The 19730-nt window shown below is 38.3% G+C and carries 16 protein-coding genes; 5 read left to right on the top strand and 11 right to left on the bottom strand.

Annotated elements, in window-relative coordinates:
* Positions 1-154: 154 nt before the first annotated feature.
* Together H5159_RS04840 and H5159_RS04835 are read right to left on the bottom strand one after the other, a co-directional pair.
* The gene (locus tag H5159_RS04840; protein ID WP_182779823.1) at positions 155-1015 is read right to left on the bottom strand and encodes a delta-class carbonic anhydrase; all 861 of its coding nucleotides are present in this window, start codon (positions 1013-1015) and stop codon (positions 155-157) included.
* Positions 1016-1111: 96 nt separating this feature from the next.
* Positions 1112-1765 (bottom strand): DUF6058 family natural product biosynthesis protein, encoded by a 654-nt coding sequence (locus H5159_RS04835; protein ID WP_182725383.1) that lies wholly within the window; start codon positions 1763-1765, stop codon positions 1112-1114.
* A 171-nt stretch (positions 1766-1936) separates the two neighbouring features.
* Between H5159_RS04835 and dapA the strand changes: the two genes are divergently transcribed.
* Both dapA and H5159_RS04825 read left to right on the top strand, forming a co-directional pair.
* Positions 1937-2854: a 4-hydroxy-tetrahydrodipicolinate synthase gene (gene dapA, locus H5159_RS04830; RefSeq protein WP_182725380.1), complete on the top strand. Its 918-nt coding sequence runs from the start codon at positions 1937-1939 to the stop codon at positions 2852-2854.
* A gap of 129 nt (positions 2855-2983) precedes the next feature.
* Entirely contained in the window at positions 2984-4288 is a 1305-nt protein-coding gene (locus tag H5159_RS04825; protein ID WP_002958629.1) for a DEAD/DEAH box helicase, read from the top strand.
* 31 nt (positions 4289-4319) lie between these two features.
* Here H5159_RS04825 and H5159_RS04820 read toward each other — a convergent pair whose 3' ends face one another.
* Together H5159_RS04820 and H5159_RS04815 are read right to left on the bottom strand one after the other, a co-directional pair.
* Positions 4320-5819, bottom strand: coding sequence for an amidase family protein (locus H5159_RS04820; RefSeq protein WP_182725381.1), 1500 nt, complete (start codon positions 5817-5819; stop codon positions 4320-4322).
* Positions 5820-5914: 95 nt separating this feature from the next.
* Entirely contained in the window at positions 5915-7522 is a 1608-nt protein-coding gene (locus tag H5159_RS04815; RefSeq protein WP_182720906.1) for an NAD(P)/FAD-dependent oxidoreductase, read from the bottom strand.
* A gap of 194 nt (positions 7523-7716) precedes the next feature.
* On the opposite strand from H5159_RS04815, the gene fdxA reads away from it, so the two are divergent.
* The 3 genes from fdxA to H5159_RS04800 all read left to right on the top strand — a co-directional run bounded on the left by fdxA (position 7717) and on the right by H5159_RS04800 (position 12743).
* Positions 7717-8040 carry a ferredoxin FdxA gene (fdxA, locus tag H5159_RS04810; RefSeq protein ID WP_002958626.1) on the top strand — a complete coding sequence of 108 codons (324 nt, stop codon included), beginning with the start codon at positions 7717-7719 and terminating at the stop codon, positions 8038-8040.
* A 136-nt stretch (positions 8041-8176) separates the two neighbouring features.
* A complete protein-coding gene (locus H5159_RS04805) occupies positions 8177-10420 on the top strand; it encodes a carbohydrate binding family 9 domain-containing protein (RefSeq protein ID WP_182779822.1) in 2244 nt (747 codons plus the stop codon).
* 568 nt (positions 10421-10988) lie between these two features.
* Positions 10989-12743 (top strand): putative bifunctional diguanylate cyclase/phosphodiesterase, encoded by a 1755-nt coding sequence (locus H5159_RS04800; RefSeq protein WP_409072602.1) that lies wholly within the window; start codon positions 10989-10991, stop codon positions 12741-12743.
* A 104-nt stretch (positions 12744-12847) separates the two neighbouring features.
* Here the strand turns inward: H5159_RS04800 and H5159_RS04795 are convergent, their stop codons facing one another.
* The 7 genes from H5159_RS04795 to H5159_RS04765 all read right to left on the bottom strand — a co-directional run bounded on the left by H5159_RS04795 (position 12848) and on the right by H5159_RS04765 (position 19626).
* Positions 12848-13549 (bottom strand): TorF family putative porin, encoded by a 702-nt coding sequence (locus H5159_RS04795; protein ID WP_182779820.1) that lies wholly within the window; start codon positions 13547-13549, stop codon positions 12848-12850.
* A gap of 9 nt (positions 13550-13558) precedes the next feature.
* Entirely contained in the window at positions 13559-14776 is a 1218-nt protein-coding gene (locus tag H5159_RS04790) for a BCCT family transporter (protein WP_182724772.1), read from the bottom strand.
* A 158-nt stretch (positions 14777-14934) separates the two neighbouring features.
* Positions 14935-16602 (bottom strand): choline dehydrogenase, encoded by a 1668-nt coding sequence (gene betA / locus H5159_RS04785; protein ID WP_182720909.1) that lies wholly within the window; start codon positions 16600-16602, stop codon positions 14935-14937.
* Positions 16603-16613: 11 nt separating this feature from the next.
* The gene (betB, locus tag H5159_RS04780; protein WP_182716608.1) at positions 16614-18077 is read right to left on the bottom strand and encodes a betaine-aldehyde dehydrogenase; all 1464 of its coding nucleotides are present in this window, start codon (positions 18075-18077) and stop codon (positions 16614-16616) included.
* A 1-nt stretch (position 18078) separates the two neighbouring features.
* Positions 18079-18654: a transcriptional regulator BetI gene (gene betI / locus H5159_RS04775; protein ID WP_002958618.1), complete on the bottom strand. Its 576-nt coding sequence runs from the start codon at positions 18652-18654 to the stop codon at positions 18079-18081.
* Positions 18655-19063: 409 nt separating this feature from the next.
* Positions 19064-19369 (bottom strand): hypothetical protein, encoded by a 306-nt coding sequence (locus H5159_RS04770; RefSeq protein WP_002958617.1) that lies wholly within the window; start codon positions 19367-19369, stop codon positions 19064-19066.
* Positions 19369-19626: a DUF3081 domain-containing protein gene (locus H5159_RS04765; RefSeq protein ID WP_008169639.1), complete on the bottom strand. Its 258-nt coding sequence runs from the start codon at positions 19624-19626 to the stop codon at positions 19369-19371. The genes H5159_RS04770 and H5159_RS04765 overlap by 1 nt, the downstream gene beginning before the upstream one ends.
* Between the last annotated feature and the right edge of the window lie 104 nt (positions 19627-19730).

Below are 19730 nucleotides of genomic sequence, written 5' to 3'. Positions count from 1 at the left end.
TGTTCGTTAATCATAATGTGCCCTCAAACAAGATTTGAAGATCTGATCATGACATTGAGATTTAGTTCAAAAAAATCCCCGCTAATTTCTTAGCAGGGATTTGTGTATAAGAGACAGCTAATTAGTGGGTTGTTTTTATTTGGCTAAATTTTAATTATTTGATTTTAGAGAGTAGTGCAGGATTTATTACGAGATTTCGTACGCCGTGGGCATGATCTTCATCAAAGGCGTTACTTTCACACCATTTACCAACACTGTTTATATCAACCTTTGCTACTTTTGGTTTAACTGACCATGTTACTTGAAAAGGAGAGCCTGCTTCGTTGTAACTCGGGCCAGTAGTTGAACCACTATAGACAACAGGTTTACCCGTATTTGTAGGTGTAGCAATAGCTTGATAGTAACCATTAACAGATGACACGGCGCTTATTTGAGCAAAATCAAGTGCGTTAGCATCGTTTACTAATACATATACTTGAGCTTCAACACGTAGTTGCGGATTTTTAATCGAATCACTTAAACAACTCCCCAAGGTAGGGCCTGGTTTTACAATTGCTGACGTATGAACGTTATGAACCTCAATGGTATCGCCTACTAAAAGCGCGCCGTGATCGCTCGGACAAATTTCAATTTTTGCTGGTTTACTTTCACTTTTAGTTAAAGAGCCTGAATATAAGTAGCCACTTTGAAAACCTTTTCCATTACCATTTCCTGCGTATTTGCTAAATTCGCCACCGGCATGTTCAGCATTTTTATGAAAGTGTATATTACATAAGTTCATATTTGATGAAGTTGGGGCATGAGAGAAAACTGCCGTGTTTTCGCCTTTATAATTATCAATATTGCGTGGAGATTGTGGCCCAAAACCTTTATTAGCGGTGTTTTTAGCAAGCGCTGCACGCTGCATTTTTATTATGTCGTCATTTACTATTTCGTGGTTAGCTTTAGCTAGTGTATTAAAAGATAGGATAGTGATGACAGCAGAAATTACACTTATTTGTGTTTTGATTGTCATTGAGTCAGTGCCTTTAAATTATTTTTTGCGTAACAATTAAGTTAACAGCTCTTGTTTTTCGTCAAATAATCCTAAAATAATTAGACTAATGCAAAACTATTTAATAGATAAATCGTATTTTAAAATAAGTGCATCTATATAGCGGGTGCGTAATGTGTGTTGTTTTTCATGATCGGCGCCATGCCCTAACGCTTTGTTTAAAAGCTTCATGGCGGGGTGTAGTAGCGCTCTTTCTTCTTGGTTTAAACTCCCTTTACTGCGCAGTTCTGTAATGTCGTCAACTAATAGCCTGCCAATGTCTACCGAGACTATTTCGTCTATTAATCCATTTTGAGTAAGTACGCCATATTTACTGCATAAAAACTGTTGCCAAACTTGCTGTAAGTGCTCGTCTATTTCACAGCCAAATAGCTCTTCGCTAAATGTAAATCCTTGCTGAGCGAGTTTAGTTAGGCTTGCAGTATATTGCTGCGCAAAATAATTAAAAGCATGGCTTGATGATTCTATTTTTTGTTTTAAAAGACCTTGCCCCCAATTAACACAGCCGCGCGGATAATAGTCGTCATATTCTTCGCATTCATACAAACCCGAATAGGAGCTGCAGCTAAGTTGACTTTTAATACAGTAACTTGGTTTGGGGAACACACTTCGCTCTTGCCAAGCTAAAAGTGTATCTGCATCTATGTTTAATGCTTGGCACAGTTCATCGGTGTTATAAAAATGAGTTGCTAAGTAGTCAGATAAACGCATAAAGCCTCTGGTATCGTTAAAAATAAAATACTGTTTATATATACAGTTATTCATTTTGTATTACCAAACTCAATAACACAAGCGATTTTACAATTAAATGTGCGCTTATACCTCCAAAAATACCGGCAAGTATGTTACAAATAGCGCAAGTTTTATAAATAATGAATTTTTATGCGCACCCTAGAGAAAATTAAACAAGCAAGCCTTATTACAGCTATTAAAACGCCATATTTAGCAAACGGTGAAATTGATCTCGCAAAGTACGATGAACTCGTTGAAATACAAATTGCAGCGGGCGTTGATGGCATTGTAGTCGGTGGCACAACAGGCGAAGGCCAGTTAATGAACTGGGAAGAGCATTTAATGCTTATAGCGCACAGTGCAAACAAGTATGGTGACAAACTGGTTATTGTTGGTAATACCGGTAGTAACAACACCCGTGAAGCGATTAAAGCAACTAAATATGGCTTTGCCAGCGGTATGGATGCAGCACTGCAAATTAACCCATATTACGGACGTACGTCAATCGCGGGTGTTAAAGAGCACTTTAAACGCGTACTTGATATTGGACCTGCCTTTATTTACAACGTAGCCGGTCGCACAGGTCAAGACCTAACACCTGATATTATTGAACCATTAGCACAGCACTCGAACCTAATAGGTATTAAAGAATGTGGCGGCAATGAGCGTATTGCACAGTATGAGCAGCAAGGCATTGCGTGTTGGTCTGGTAACGACGATGAATCACACGACGCTCGTCATGTACACAAAGCTCACGGTGTTATTTCGGTTACTTCTAACCTTATTCCTGGGTTGTTTCGCCAATTAATGGATACTAAAAATGATGAGTTAAATACGTCATTACAACCATTAATGAGCTGGTTGTTCTGTGAGCCAAACCCTATTGCTATTAACACTGCGATGATGATGACAGGTGCAGTAAATCCAGTATTTAGATTACCGTATTTACCGCTTAGTGATGAGCAACAAAAAGTAGGTTTGCCATTAATAAATGAGCTTAACGAACGTGAAGTTGTCGGTGGTAAAGCACAGTTATTAAAACAAAATGAGGTATTAACGCTTTCTTGAGTTGATAATCAATATTTTAATGACTTAACAAACTAATTTTTAGCTTTTAATCCAGTTTAAAGCTAACTGTTGACTCGTTTTTGCTGTATAATTTGCGACCCTTGATAATGTGGCCGTAGGTTATACAGCATGAATTTTAAATCTTTTAGTTTCGCTCCTGAAATCATCCAGGCGTTGGACGAACTTAACTATCACACTCTTACGCCCATTCAGCGCGCAGCAATCCCTGCTGTTCGTAAAGGTAAAGACGTTTTAGCCAGTGCACAAACTGGTACCGGCAAAACTGCCGCGTTTGCTTTACCTATCATCCAAAAATTGGTTGAGTCTGAACTCAGCACAACGAATGCACCTCATGCGTTAGTACTTGCTCCAACGCGTGAACTTGCAGAACAAATTGCAAATAATTTTAGAGATTTTGCAAAGCATACATCACTTAAAGTTGTTAGTTTATTTGGTGGTGTTAGTACCGCCGGCCAAGCAAACGCTTTAAAAGAAGGTGTTGATATTGTTGTTGCAACCCCAGGTCGTTTATTTGATCATATTCGTTTAGGTAACTTAAGCCTTGCAAGTGTTAAGCACCTTGTTCTTGATGAAGCTGACCGTATGCTTGATATGGGCTTTATTGAAGACATGCAAAACGTGATTAAAAGCTGTGCAGAAGAGCGCCAGATTTTACTTTTCTCAGCTACATTCCCTGCAGCAATTAAACAGTTTGCATCTAAAGTATTAAAACAAGCTGAAATAGTGCGTGTTGATCAAACTAACAGTACAGCAAGTACTGTTGAGCATGTTGTTTATCCTGTTGAAGAGCGTCGTAAGCAAGAGCTACTTTCTGAATTGATTGGTAAGAAAAACTGGCAACAAGTGCTTGTATTCGTAAACATGAAAGAAACGGCTGATGAGCTTGTTAAAGAGCTTAACCTTGATGGTATTCCGGCAGGCGTTTGCCACGGTGACAAATCTCAAGGTAACCGTCGTCGTGCTTTACGTGAGTTTAAAGAAGGCAAAGTACGTGTATTAGTGGCTACAGAAGTGGCTGCTCGTGGTATTGATATTGATGGCTTACCTCGTGTAATTAATATTGATTTACCATGGCTTGCAGAAGATTACGTTCACCGTATTGGCCGTACAGGTCGTGCTGGTCGCCAAGGTCAAGCAATCTCATTTGTTAGCCGCGAAGAAGAAAACACTTTGTTTGAAATTGAAACGTTAATCGGTCAAAAAATCAAACGTGTATATTTAGAAGGTTACGAAGTAAGTAACCGTGAAGTACTAATTGATAAAATTGGTAAAAAACCAGCGCATTTACGCCGTACACGTTCTAACAAGTTATCAGGACAAGCAACCGGTGAAGCGAGAGCAGTAAATCGTTCACGTATTTCAAGCGTTCGTAAAAGCTTAAAAGGCGAAAAACTGTCACTTAAAAAGTCATAGTTAACGCCGTTTAGTTAAAAAAAACCTGAGTTTACTCAGGTTTTTTTGTGCCTGATGATAACACCTCATCAATAATATTTGCGTATAAATAAGCCGCTTGCTCGCCCTCTTTATTTGCTATTATGGACAAACCAACTGGTAAACCACTTACTTTGCCTACCGGCAGAGTTATGTGCGTTGTGCCTGCAATAGCAGATAACGAACTACTACTACCATTAAAATTATCACCATTAACTAAGTCTGTCTTCCAGGCGGGTGATACTGTAGGCGCTATAACAATATCAAGCTTGTTGTTTTTATATACATTAACAATGGCTGTCGTTGCTAAAGTGCGATAGCGTTCTTTAGTCTCTTGGTATTTTTGTTTGTTAGTTAAATCAATAGCCTGAGATTGAACTAGGATGTCTTGCTCAAAGTGGGGCATTTCTGTATTTTTATTTTGAATATTAAAATTAATAAGTGCTTTTAGGCTTTTAACAGCTACTTGTGCGGGAGTGATTGCAAGATAATGATTAATTTCGGCTTTAAAGTCGTAAAGTAAAATATAGTATTCATCAACAAATAGCGTATCTAAGTTATCAGTAATATCTACATTAATAACAGTGTGCCCAGCCTGTTTTAATGCTTGTAACTGCTTGGCATAAAGGCGCTGCGTTTCAACTGTAAATTTGTCGCTAGGCAGTGCACCAATAATAAGTGACGATTTTGATTTTAGATTACCTGTATTTAATTTAAACCCTGTAGTTGTTGCATCAAGGGAGTCTTCACCTTGCAAAACTGATAAAACCAGCAATGCATCTTTAAGTGAATGCGCCATCGGCCCTACTGAGTCTTGACTACTAGAAAGAGGCACAACACCTGAGCGTGATACTTGGCCCATACTCGGTTTTATTGCATAAACTCCATTTACTGAGGCAGGGCACGTAATTGAACCGTCTGTTTCAGTCCCTAATGCTATGGGCGCAAAGTTAAGTGCTACTGCAACAGCAGAACCTGCGCTAGAACCACATGGGTTACGTGTTACATCGTGCGCATTATGTGTTTGTCCGCCTACGGCACTCCAGCCTGAAGATGAATAGGATGAACGAAAATTTGCCCATTCACTTAAATTAGCTTTACCTAAAATTATAGCGCCCGCATTACGTAGTTGTTTAACAACAAAAGCATCATTATTAGTAACGTTATTTTTAAGTGCTAAAGAGCCAGCCGTTGTGGGAAGTGTGCCTTTTGTTTCTATATTATCTTTAAGAAGTACAGGTATTCCGTGTAATGGACCTGTCCAAGTGCCTTTGGCGGCAAGTTCATCTAACGTTTTAGCTTGAGCAATCGCTGTAGGCTCAATACTAATAACTGCATTGTATTGTGGGTTAAGTTTATTAATTCGGTCTATATAATTTTGGGTGAGTTGCTGTGCATTAATAGAATTATTTTTATATGCACTGTGGATTTCATCGATGGTTTTTAGCTCTTGTGCTTTAGCGTTAAAAATTGCTAATACACTAAGCAACGAAAAGGTAAATGTTTTGATCATTGTTGAGGTGCTTGAGTTGTTATTATTTTCTATACATTTAGCACAAAAAAACCTCACAAAGTGAGGCTTTTCGATAAACAGCTTAAAAAAGAGGTTTAAGCGCTTTCTAACATAGACAGTGCGACTGCTTCAGCTGCTTTAATACCATCAATACCCGCTGATAAAATACCGCCAGCGTAACCTGCGCCTTCACCAGCAGGGTAAAGCCCTTTGGTGTTAATACTTTGGAATGTTTTATCACGCTTAATACTAATAGGCGACGAAGTACGTGTTTCCACACCGGTTAATAAACCGTCGTTAGTTGAAAAGCCACGAATTTGTTTATTAAACGCTGGTATCGCTTCGCGAAGGGCATCAATTGCAAATTGTGGTAACACTTTACTCAAGTCAGTTAACTTAATACCAGGTGTGTAAGAGGGTTGTACTTCACCTAAGTCTGCAGATGATTTACCTTTTAAGAAATCTCCAATTAACTGTGCTGGTGCATCGTAGTTGCTACCACCAAGCTCATACGCTTGCTCTTCAAGTTTGCGTTGTAAGTCTATTCCGGCAAGTGGATTACCAGGGAAATCTTGCTCTGGTGATATACCTACCACAATAGCGCTGTTAGCGTTGCGCTCACTTCGTGAATATTGACTCATACCATTGGTAACAACACGGCCTTCTTCAGAGGTTGCCGCGACTACTGTGCCACCTGGGCACATACAAAAGCTGTAAACCGTGCGGCCATTGTCGCAGTGATGAACAAGTTTATAATCGGCAGAGCCTAAAATTGGGTTTCCTGCATTTGTGCCAAAACGACATTCATCGATCATTGATTGTTTATGTTCGATTCTAAAACCGACTGAGAATGGCTTTGCTTCAACATAAATCCCTTTTTTATGGATCATATCAAACGTGTCACGTGCGCTATGGCCAACGGCTAATACAACATGTCGAGTGTTTAGTTGCTCGCCATTTGAAAGCGTTAAACCTGTTACTTGCCCGTCGTCTAAATGAATATCGTCAACACGTGTGCTAAAGCGAATTTCGCCGCCAAGCTCTATTATACGAGCGCGCATTTTTTCAATCATGGTGACAAGTTTAAACGTACCAATGTGTGGCTTACTTACGTATAAAATTTCATCGGGTGCGCCTGCTTCTACAAATTCAGTAATGACTTTTCGGCCATAATGCTTTGGATCTTTTACTTGGCTGTATAACTTACCGTCTGAGAAAGTACCTGCGCCACCTTCACCAAATTGTACATTTGATTCTGTATTAAGTGTGCGTTTACGCCAAAAGCCAAACGTGTCTTTTGTACGTTCACGTACTTCTTTACCGCGCTCTAATATAATGGGTTTAAAGCCCATTTGAGCAAGTAATAAGCCCGCAAATAAACCACAAGGACCAAAACCAATCACGACAGGGCGCTCTTTGATATTATTGTTAGCTTGGGCTACAAATTTATAACTTGTGTCTGGTGCTACTTTTACATGTTGGTCTTTTTCAAATGCTGCGAGTAGCTCGGCTTCGTTATCAACTTCTATATCGAGTGTATAAATAAGTAAAATAGCTGATTTTTTACGTGCATCATAACCACGTTTAAACACATTAAAACTGTGCAATTGTTCAGGTAGGATTTTTAGTTTATTTACAATTGCTTGACCAATTGCGTCTTCGTCATGATCAAGTGGCAGCTTAATTTCGGTTAAACGTATCATTTATATCTCTTTTAGGTGTCATAGCGGGGTATTATTACCGCTCACAATAAGGGGATGCAGGACACAACGAGTGTGCAAACATTAGGCGCGCATTTTACGTTAAAATAGCCTGATATGGCACTTATTTATTGTATTTTTGGGGTGGATGGGTATGATCCACAACTGTTGTTCAAAATCTTAGGTATTAAAATAGTATGGCGTTTGTTGTCACCGAAAATTGTATAAAATGTAAGTACACCGATTGCGTATCAGTGTGCCCAGCAGATGCATTTTTTGAAGGCCCTAATTTTTTAGCAATTAGCCCGATTGATTGTATTGATTGTGGCTTATGTGTCCCTGAGTGTTCAGCTGATGCGATATACCAAGAAGATGAGCTACCAGAGTCTCAAAAAGAGTTTACTGAATTAAATGCTGAACTTGCACTGGTCTGGCCGCGCATTACAGAGGTTAAACCTGCACCAGAGGACGCTGATGTATGGAATGGCATAGACGATAAGCTTAAACTACTCGAAACATAATACATAACAATTAGTTACTCCTTTATCATTAAATAGTTAATTTTTCATTTCAAAGTATTAACAAATGTACCTGGATAAATTACAATCCTCAGCTTAAGTTGCTCCTTATGAGTAATTACAGTCTAAATGGATGTTTATGCAGTACTTTATAACTATAATAAAAAAGTTTACCTTCCTATTTTTAAGTTTTGCTTTATTACTTTCAAGCCTTGATGTAGCGGCTAAAAAACAGCAAGTATCCTTGTCCCGTATTGATTTAAATATCACCGTTGATGGTGTTATGGATGAGGCGCACTGGCAAAATGCAACACGTATATCTTTACTCTACCAAGATGAGCCTAACGAAAAAGGCACTCCTCCTGTAAAAACTGATGCCTTTATTTACGAAGATGGCACTAACTTATATGTTGCCTATGTTGCACAAGACCCAGACCCTACGCAAATTCGTGCATCACTTCGTGACCGGGATACGCTATGGGAAGACGACGTCGTTATTCTTGTTATTGATACATTTAATGATGAACGCAGTGGTTATGAATTCCATGTGAACCCGCTGGGTGCGCAAGGCGATATACGAATGACCGACACCGATGGCTGGAGCTCTGATACCTCATGGAATGCTATTTGGGATAGCGCAGGACAAATTAACGACAAAGGTTATGTTGTTGAAATGCGTATTCCTTTTAAAGCATTGCGTTTTCCTGAAAATAAAAATGAGCTAACGTGGGGTTTTTCTGTAATGAGAAACTATCAACGTGATGTGCTATATCAGCTATCAAATATGGGGTTTGATAGAAATGTGAAATGCAGCCTTTGCCAGTTTGATAAGTTAGTTGGCTTTAGTGACATTGAATCAAGTAAAAATATCCAATTAACACCTACATTAACCACACTGCGTAACGATAATAAATCTGCGTTGCCAGGTGATTGGGATAAGGGTGATATAGATACTGAAGTGGGCTTAGATTTACGCTGGGGTTTAACAAAAGATGCTGTTTTAAACGCGACAATTAATCCTGATTTTTCGCAAGTAGAAACTGACTCTTTAGAGCTTGATGTAAATACAACCTTCTCAATTTATTACGCTGAAAAACGTCCTTTCTTTTTAGATGGTGCTTCTTACTTTAAAAGTAGCTTATTTGAGCTTTTATACACACGTACAATTGCAGAGCCTACTTTAGGTGCAAAGCTGACGGGTAAAACGGGTGATCATAGTTATGCGCTAATGCTAGCTGATGACGACAATAGTAATATTTTACTGCCAACGAATCAGGGCTCTGGCTTCGCAAGCTTAAACGAAAAAACGAATGCAGCCGCAGGGCGTTATCAATATGACTTAGGTCAGCAAGGTACTATTGGTATTTCAAGCACGCACAGAGAAAGTGATGACTATCACAACACTGTATTATCAGTGGATGGTAGCTACTGGTTTAATCAATCGGATACTCTTTTGTATCAAGTGTCATCTGCTGATACTCGTAACTCTGAATTTTTAATTCAAAACTATAACTTATCTGAAACTCAATCAGATGAAGCTTATGCTCTAGAACTTACCCGCGATAAACGTGATTACAAATTATTTGCATCTTATGAAAATATTGGGCAGGACTACCGCACTGATTTAGGTTATCAAGCTAAAGTCGATTATGAAAAAGTAGGCTTTGGTGGCGGACAAACATGGTACAGAGATGAGTCTGATTTACTTACCTCGTGGTCATACGAAGCTGACTGGGATAAAACGTGGGCACAAAATGGCGACTTACTTGAAGAAGAATACGAAGGCTTTTTGAGTTTTAAAGGTCAAAAACAATCTATTTTTGAAATTGGTTTAGTACACCGTTATGAAAATTATAATGACAATTTTTATAATCAAAATATTGGTTACATTTATACGGGCTTTAAACCCACTAAAGATTTAAAGTTATCATTATATGTTGAATACGCTAGCCGCATTGATTATGCAAATGAGCAATTAGGCGATGCGTTTGACACCCAAACCCAAATGGTGTGGGACATTAACGACCATTGGCAGCTCGATGTAAAACATAACTACAGCCAATTAGATAACCCACAAGGGGAGCGTGTATTTACAGCTAACTTAGTTGATTTTAGGCTTCATTATAAATTTAGTATGCGTTCAATTCTTAAGCTTATTTTACAATTTGAAGATATTGATAGAGACGAAAATGCCTACTTTTATCAAGTTAGCCAAATTAACAAAGACTACGGTAGTCAGCTTGTTTACTCATATAAAATTAATGCGCAAACACTGTTTTATTTGGGTTACTCAGATAGAGGTTACCAAGACGATTCTCTTAAAAATATTGAGCGAGATCAACGTACCTTATTTACAAAAGTTAGCTATGCATGGCAGCTTTAAATATTAATAATAATTTTATTAGCGATAATTCCTACTAGTTTGAGTAGCAATGCATAATGCGCAAGAATAATTTTTAAATGATGTACGACAGCGGAGCAAATGCGATTAAGGTTGAGTAAATATAAGTACTTAAAGCTGTAGTGGTGAGGCATAGATTAATGCGGCAGAAAAAACGACAAAGTTTATATACCGCATGTATTAAATTTTAAACAATTGAAACGTTTTTGTTTATTTTTATTAATCCCATCTATACTATATGTAGATATAGTTAGTTAATCCATTATCGTTACAATTTTTTGTTATTCTAATGGCTTAGGATTATATCAATGCTTGCGTAGTACTAAATGCAAGCGATATAATCCGCTTTTGGTAATAGGTTTGATAGGAGAAGCAAAATAGATGGATTTTTTTTATGAATAAACTTAAGCCGCTCGGTTTTATTTTCTTAATCATAGTTCTATTTTGTTTCTGCATAAACATAGAGTTAACTAATCAGATCAACCGTATAAATCTATTTCAGACTAATATTGATATACGAAGTTTCGAGATCACGAATACCTCCCTTGATATGGCTCCTTGGTATAATCCCATTTTAAATGGCCATTATATAATTGAGCAGCCAACAGCTGATTTTTTACTTATTAAAACCACTGATACCCAATTTGTAGCCGCTGATTCTAATAAGTTAATCATGATGACGCTCTCATCACCCATGAACTTTTTACTTTTATGTATATTGATATTTGGCTCAGGTATCTACTTACGTAGAGAACGTAGAAAACGTCATTATAAAAATCAAATAGCGGAGCTCAACCGCCAAGCCAATAGCTTACTTACTGCATTTAATTTACAAGTTAAACCGGCAGAGAACCCATTAGGTGTAAGCAGCTTAAGTCAATCTATAAATAGCTTAAATTCACACGTAGTTAATTATGTAAAACAAACTCAAACAAGTATTTGTCAAGATAAACTGACGCTGTTAATTGACCGCCATGCATATATTGAACACATAGACAGACAAATAAATCATGCTAATCAGGAAGATCTCAAATGTGCGCTTCTATTTATCGACTTGGATGGCTTTAAACAAGTAAATGATTCGTTTGGCCACAGTTTTGGTGATGAAATATTAGTTCAAGTGGCCAGTCGACTTGCAAATGTTTTACGTCACCATAAGTTAAGTAATATTAATAGCGCTAATCAATTAGAGCAAAACTTATCAAGATTAGGTGGAGATGAATTCTCCATATTTATAGAACTACTTGATGATAGCGACAGAGTTGTTGACATTGCGAAGCACGTGTTAAGTGAGCTTGAAAAAGACTTTGTGCTTGGCAATAAAATAGTAAAAATTAGTGCTAGTATTGGTATTGCTGCTTACCCAGAAAGTGCGTCAACCCCACAAGCACTTTTACAATTAGCTGATGTTGCTATGTACAGAGCTAAGAGTGATGGTAAGGGAATATTTAAAGTTTACTCGCCAGAAATGGGTAACAAAATGCGCCGTTACCATTATTTACTCGAAGAATTGCGTTTAGCGCTCGCGTGTAAAGATTTTTACTTGTCTTTTCAGCCAATTGTACATGTTGAAGATTGTATGATTGATTATTTTGAAGCACTTACCCGGTGGGACCATCCAGTTGAAGGTATGATCCCACCTTCAGAATTTATTCCAATAGCAGAAGAGTCGAATTTAATTTTAGAGCTTGGCGATTGGATTATGCTTGAATCGTGTCGGCAAATGGCTGCATGGCATAATGCAGGTATGCGCAAAGTTAAAATATCAGTTAACGTTTCGGGCATTCAGTTAAAGCACCGTGATATTTATGATTGGATAATGAAGAAGCTAAAAAAAACCGGCTTACCGGCGACGTCTTTAATGCTAGAAATTACCGAATCAACATTTATTCAAGCCAGTCCTAGAATAATCAAAGAGCTAAGTAGATTAAGAGAAGAAGGCATCACTATTGCAATTGATGACTTTGGTACAGGTTTTAGCTCGTTGAGTACATTAGCGGATTTACCAATTGATGTTATTAAAATTGATCGCTCGTTCATAGCTCAAGCCAATAAAAGCCAAAAATATAACGATATATTAAATACAATTAGTGAGCTTGGACAAAAGCTGGGCCTTAAAATTGTAGCTGAAGGCGTTGAAGAAATAGGGCAGTTTGAGCTTGTTAAAAAAATGGGTGTGAGTTCAGTTCAGGGGTATTTAGTGAGCCGTCCTGAGTCATCAGTTAATGTAGGCAATAAAGTATTACGTAATAACACCAGCAATCTTTCTGCATCGGGTACAAGTGCGTGGGATATTGTTAGTTAGTTAGGTTAGTTAGTTAGTCAGTTAGATAGTTAGTTAGTTATTTTACAAATAAAAATGCCACTCTAAATAGAGTGGCATTTTTTGTTTAATCAGTAATTAATGTATTAAAGATCAAATGTGCGTGAAACAGCAAGTACAATACGCTCATCAGCATAATCGTAATCTAAGCTAGTGTTTTCAGCAGCCACTTCAATACCAAAACCTTCGTAGCTTGTTTGATAAGCTAGGCGGTAGTGCTTGTACGATTTTTTCTGGTTTGTATCCCAAGCCCACTTTTCACCATCAAGTGAGTTTGAAATATCAAAACTTGCACGTAGTGCGTGATTTGGAGCTAGTTCATAAGTGTGAGCAACCATTGAAATTACATGACCCGCACCTGTTCCAAAGTAATCCCAGCTATACCAAAAGTTAAGCTCAGTTTGGCCGTATTCACTTGCATAACCAAACTTAGTGTAAGCTTCAGCGTAGTTACCGTCACTGTTATTACCTTGATAAGTGTAATAAGCGATACCGTAATCAACGCTGAATTGCTCATCAAGTTGTGCATATTTACCTAAGTAAGCATCAAGCTCAAAATCAGTGTCGTCACCAAAATCTACGTTTGAGGCCCAAACACCAGCGTAAACACCACTATCAAAGGCATAATCTAAGCTGCCTTGAATTGCAGGGTCGCTATCGGTCTGTGTTACACCATTAAAAGTGTAGTCAGACGCTGCAGTGATTGTTGTTGACCAATCAGCTGCTGCAGTTGTTGATAAAAGTGCAAATGGTAGTGCTACTACAAGTTGTTTTAGTTTGTTATTCATTATTAATCCCTAGTGTACTGTGTCTATTTTTGTGTAATCAATTGCGTTTGCTTTTGGTGAGCTATCTATATTCGTTACTGTTTTAAATTTACTGTAACCAATAAAGGCTGCACAGATAAAGAACAAGCCGATAACTAATGCGCCTACCCACTGAATTTGTAAAAATTCTAATTTAAACAATAGTGTAAGTAATGATAGAGCAACAACATTTCCGATTATGTATTTCATTTTGCCAAAACGCTTTACGGTAAAGTTTAGGTTATCTGTATATAAACGCACTAACGAATCAAGTGAGTTAATTACAAATACAATACCTACAAATACCATAGCGAAGTTTTTAATACCTTGAGTTGGGATGCCCGCTTCATGGTAGTGATAAAGTACGCTAAACCAAATCGCAATAGGAATAGAAGGGAAAATCAACATTGCAGCTAATACTTGGTATGTTTTAAGTCCACCAACAAAGCGTGATGTAAATTGACCAATCATTATGCTCCACGCAAACCACCAGAATAAGTAAAACTCATGGTAATCATTAAGCGGTAAAACAAATTCATTAATGTTTGCAAAGTAAGTACCAATAGAACCTAAGTTATCTGTAAATGCTGACATTTGACCATCACCTATCACAAATGCGCCAGTCCACATAAAGGCGATTAAAGCTAAGAATAACCACGTAGTAGAAATACTTAAAATACGTACATATTTAATATCAGTACTTGAGTACACAGCAAAACAGATAGCAGCAAACACAATTAAGTAAAACTCAGAAACTATACTTGTTCCATCACCTAATTCGGGTAAATACCACGGTAGGTTTGTAAGCAGCAAATAAGCGGTAAATGCACATGTACCAATAATTACAACGTTATTGATAAATTTAACCCAAGGAATTTCGAAAAATTTCACTTTAGGTTCTATTACACAGAAATAAAAGCACGTAAGAAAGTAAAATCCCCAGATCAAAAATCCCCAGTAGCCAAACTCAATAGCCAGTGGATTTGCAAACGCGTATTCTGGGCTTGCTTTTATGTCTGCATAACCTGCAAACTCAGTTAAAGGAAACATAATAAGGCCAACATCTAGGCCAGAAGTAAATAGTATTGCTATAAAGGTAAAGGTTCGAACTGGTGTTACACCTACTACGCGAACATTACCCCATTTAATTAAAATAGTGATAATAGCAAGTAAGGTAAAAATGATGCCTGCATTAAGCCAAATAGTCATTGTTACCCTCCAGTAATGAATAAAAATAATTCATAAGCACTCCGTATTTTATTGTTTTATTCTCGCATTAACACAACGTAACCTATTTACATCGTGTGCCACTGCAAGGCACGCATTGGTTTAGCCCGACGAGACTAAACCTAAGCATGTGGCTAAAGTTAGATCTCCGTACTACGTTGTGTTTCTTGCCAGTTTGTTGTTATGGCAACATTCACATCCGATTTCTGTAATGGTTCTTTACCTAAAATTATGTCAGCTGCTTTTTCGGCAACCATAATAGTAGGCGCATTCAAGTTTCCGTTAGGAACTGTTGGGAATATAGATGAGTCAACAACACGTAGTCCTTCAATACCATGTACTTGCGTATTTGAATTAACAACGGCCATATCATCTTCACCCATTTTGCATGAGCAAGAAGGGTGGTAGGCACTTTCTACGGCTTGGCGTACAAAGGCATCTATTTCTTCATCTGTTTGAATATGTTTACCTGGTTGAATTTCTTCATCGCGGTATTCATCAAAGGCACTTTGTTCGATTATGTCGCGTGTTAAGCGAACGCACGCTCTAAAGCCTTCAATATCGTCTTGGTGTTCAAGGTAATTAAATAAAATGGTTGGTGGTTGCTCAGGGTTCGCAGAAGCAATAGTGACACTACCGCGACTTTTTGGTTTGTTATGACCAACATGTACCTGAAAACCATGACCTGCAAATGCACTTCTACCATCGTAACGCATAGCCGCTGGTAAAAAGTGATATTGAATATCTGGCCATTCAACACCTGGTTTTGAGCGAATAAACGCACACGATTCAAAATGATTCGTTGCACCTAAACCCGAACGCGTTAATAACCAGCGCGCACCAATCAACCCTTTTGAAACAATGCCTAGTTTGCCGTTAAGCGTGATAGGTTGCTTACACTTGTATTGAAAGTAAAACTCAAGATGATCTTGTAAGTTTTGACCTACACCTGGTAGATGATGCTGTACTTCAACGCCTGCTTTTTCAAGCGCTTGTGTGTCACCAATACCAGAGAGTTGTAAAATATGTGGAGAGCCGATTGGGCCTGCACTTAATACAACGTCTTTTGCAGCATATGCAGTTTTAACGTCGCCATTTACTTTGTATTCGATGCCAGTAGCTTTCTTGCCATCTAAAATCACGCGTTGTGCTAGTGCACCTGTAATAATCGTTAAATTACTACGCGATTTAACAGGGTCTAAATACTCACGCGAAGCAGAGCTGCGCACGCCGTCTTTTACGGTCATGTGCATTGGGCCAAAACCCTCTTGCTGCGACGCGTTATAATCATCTGTAGAAGCGTAACCGGCTTGTACACCTGCTTTGATAAAGGTGCGGTAAAGCGGGTTTTTCATTTCGTTGCCGTTATTAACGCCAAGCGGGCCTTTGCCACCACGGTAAGTATTTTCACCAAGGTAAAAGCTTTCTGCCTTTTGAAAATACGGTAAACACGATTGGTAATCCCAGCCGTTTGCACCGTGTTGCTGCCATTCGTCAAAATCTTTTGCGTGACCGCGTACATACACCATGCCATTAATAGATGACGAGCCGCCTAATACTTTGCCTCGTGGGCAATGCATTTCACGGTTATCTAAATGAGGCTCAGGCTGCGTATGAAACTGCCATGCGTATTTGTCACTATTCATAGGAATAGATAACGCGGTTGGCATTTTTATAAAGATACTTTTATCGCTACCGCCAGTTTCAAGTAGTAACACGCGGTTACTTGAATCTTCAGATAAACGGTTGGCTAAAACACAACCCGCCGAACCCGCGCCAACAATAATATAGTCGTAATGATTACTCATAGTAGGGCGCCTTAAAATGGGCTTTCTATGTCGGCCATACCAACATAAATAGACTTAGTTTGCGTGTATTGATCAAGAGTTTGTATACCATTTTCACGGCCAATACCCGATTGCTTATAACCGCCAACAGGCATTTCAGCAGGTGAGTTACCGTATGCATTAATCCAACAAATACCGGCTTGTAACTTATGGATAACGCGGTGCGCACGTTTAATATCGCTAGTAAATACGCCTGCGGCCAAGCCTAGGTGGGTTGCGTTAGCGCGTGCAATAACATCGTCTTCGTCGTCAAAAACAAGCACGCTCATTACAGGGCCAAATATTTCTTCTTTAACGATTGTCATATCGTCGTTGCAATCAATGAACACAGTTGGTGCTACAAAATAGCCATTAGGTGCAGATTCAGGTGAAAGCGTTGTACCACCAGTTAATAGCGTTGCACCTTCTTCGATGCCTTTATTAACGTAGCTCATTACTAGTTCTTGGTGCTTTTTAGAGATAAGTGCGCCAAAGTTTGTATTTAAATCTTGTGGGTCGCCAGCAATAATGTTTTTCTCAGTGCGCGCTTTAAGTTCATCAATAAACTGCTGATATACATTTTTATGAACGTAAATACGTGTACAGTTAGTACAAATTTCGCCTTGCGTATAAAAGTTACCTAACATAGCAGCGCTAACCGCTTGCTCTATGTTGGCATCATCAAATACTAATAGTGGAGATTTACCACCAAGTTCCATCGTGACATCTTTTAACGTACCGGCAGCACTCGCTACTACTTTTTTACCTGTGCCTACTTCACCCGTAAACGATACTTTATCAATATCGCTATGCTGCGTTAGCCACTGGCCTACATCGCCTGCGCCTTGAACAACATTAAACACACCTGCAGGTACACCAGCTTCAACAAACACTTCTGCAAGTTTAATAGCGCCAAGTGGTGTTTCTTCAGATGGTTTAAATATAAATGCATTACCAGCAGCAAGGGCAGGGCCCGACTTCCAACATGCAATTTGTAGTGGGTAGTTCCATGCACCTATACCCGCACAGATACCTAATGGCTCTTTACGTGTGTAGTAAAAGTCATCACCAACTATTTGTTGTTGGCCTACTTGTGCTGGCGCAAGGCCTGCAAAGTATTCAATTACATCAGCGCCGGTTTCAATATCAACACAATTAGCTTCTTGCATTGGTTTGCCGGTGTCGAGTACTTCTACAAGTGCTAGCTCATCATTGCGCTCGCGTAAAATAGCCACTGCTTTTAATAAAATACGACTACGTTCAATAGGTGTCATTGCTGACCACTGTGCAAAACCTTGCTTTGCACTGGCAATGGCTGCGTTTTGAATAAATTCGTCGGCAATTTCTACTGCGTAAATAACCTCACCCGTTGCTGGGTTTGTTACATCAAATGTTTTGCCGCTCTGGTTTGCAAGAAAATGGCCGTTAATAAAATTTTGATAGACAGGTGTAGTCACGCTAGGCTCCATATTGCTTGATAAGTGAAAGTACATAGCTCTTTGCTAACTTTTCACTGTGTTTAAACTGATTATTGTCTGATTTACTCAGTACTGCTCTTAACCATAGGCCATCGATCATTGCGGCGCTAAGTTCTGCAGCTTGATTTGCTTGCTCAATAGGCATTAATTGCTTAAAAGAAAATGCTAAATTACTTTGCAAGCGTTTACTGTTTACGTTTTGTAGTCTGTGTAATTCTTCATCATGCATCGATTGCGCCCAAAAACTTAACCACGTTCGGGTTGTATCATTACGCTGTTGTACAAGCGCAAAGTTGGCTTCGATAATAAACATTAAACGCTCAATGGCAGTGGTTTGATGATTTACTTTACTTATTAAGCCTTGCTTTAAGCTTGTTAGTAAGTATCTAACCGTGGCTTCAATTAACCCCTGCTTACCATTAAAATAATGACTAATGATACCTGACGACAAACCTGCATTTTTACTAATGCTGTTTATAGTTGTGCCTTGTAGTCCCTTAGTAGCAACTGACTCTATAGTTGCGTCAATTAGCTGCTGACGTCTGACAGGTTCCATTCCGACTTTAGGCATAATTTTTATTAATTGAACGTTCAATAAACATAAGCTTAAGGTAATAGCTCTAACAATTCAAGGCTGAAGTAAATACCTAGATGCCAAAATGTAGATTAATCATTAATAAAAGAGCAATTAATAGGACAAAGAAGATGTGGTTTTTATTTGTTTAATTTTATTTAAAACAGTAGCTTGAGAATTTAATTTTTAAATTTAATAATAGTAATGATTTGTTTACAGCAATAAATGAATAAAATGTCAAAAAACCATTAGAACAATAATAGTTAGAGTACTAATAGTATTATTTTGATACAAAAGAACACTAAACCTGCAATTGCTTAGTGCTCTAATAAATTTATATGGAGAGTAAACTTTGTGGTTTTATCGCTTTAAAGCGCTTGGTATTGAAAGGTTAGGCATTATTAATAACGCCTTTAAAAAGTAGGGGGTAACGTCTTAGTCTATTGCCAATGTAGTCATCAGCTAAAATTTGCTGGCAAATGAAATCAATATCTTTGCTTGCTTCAAATACCCAATCAAAGCGCTCTATAGCCAGTAAAAAACCACGCTTTAAATGAGTTTGAGAACGGTACTGTTCTAGGTTGTCTTGAATAATAGAGACTTTACTTGGATTAGCTTTAAGCTCTTCTACTACTTGATTAATAAAAGTAGTATTGAGCTTACTGGTCGGGCGGTGTCTTAGTTTTCGTGGGTGCATTAGCTCTCGTTTGCAATGTTATATAATTTTTTCAAAAAGTCGTCTTTATGCTTTTCATGCTCGTAGTCAAGGTGGTAAGTATTATGAAAACCAAAGCGCAGTTCTACGCCGCTACCTTGTAGATATACGGTGTAACCGTCTACGTCTGAATATGCAGTAACTCCCTGATAATGTTTGCCTTCATCAGTCATTTCACCTTTTTGAATTATGCGTTCATATACGGCTAAAATCTGTTTATTGTCGAGTTCGTTTTTCATGTTTTATACCTTTTATTAAAAAGCTAATACGATATAGATATGAGGGTCGATCATCTTAAAAACAATAGCTAAAAAAATGTGATATTGCTTTGTAATTTGGCCTT

The organism is Pseudoalteromonas sp. SG43-1 (genome assembly GCF_014164415.1).
Taxonomy (GTDB): Bacteria; Pseudomonadota; Gammaproteobacteria; order Enterobacterales; family Alteromonadaceae; genus Pseudoalteromonas; species Pseudoalteromonas distincta.
This window is presented reverse-complemented; position numbering and strand designations above follow the sequence as displayed.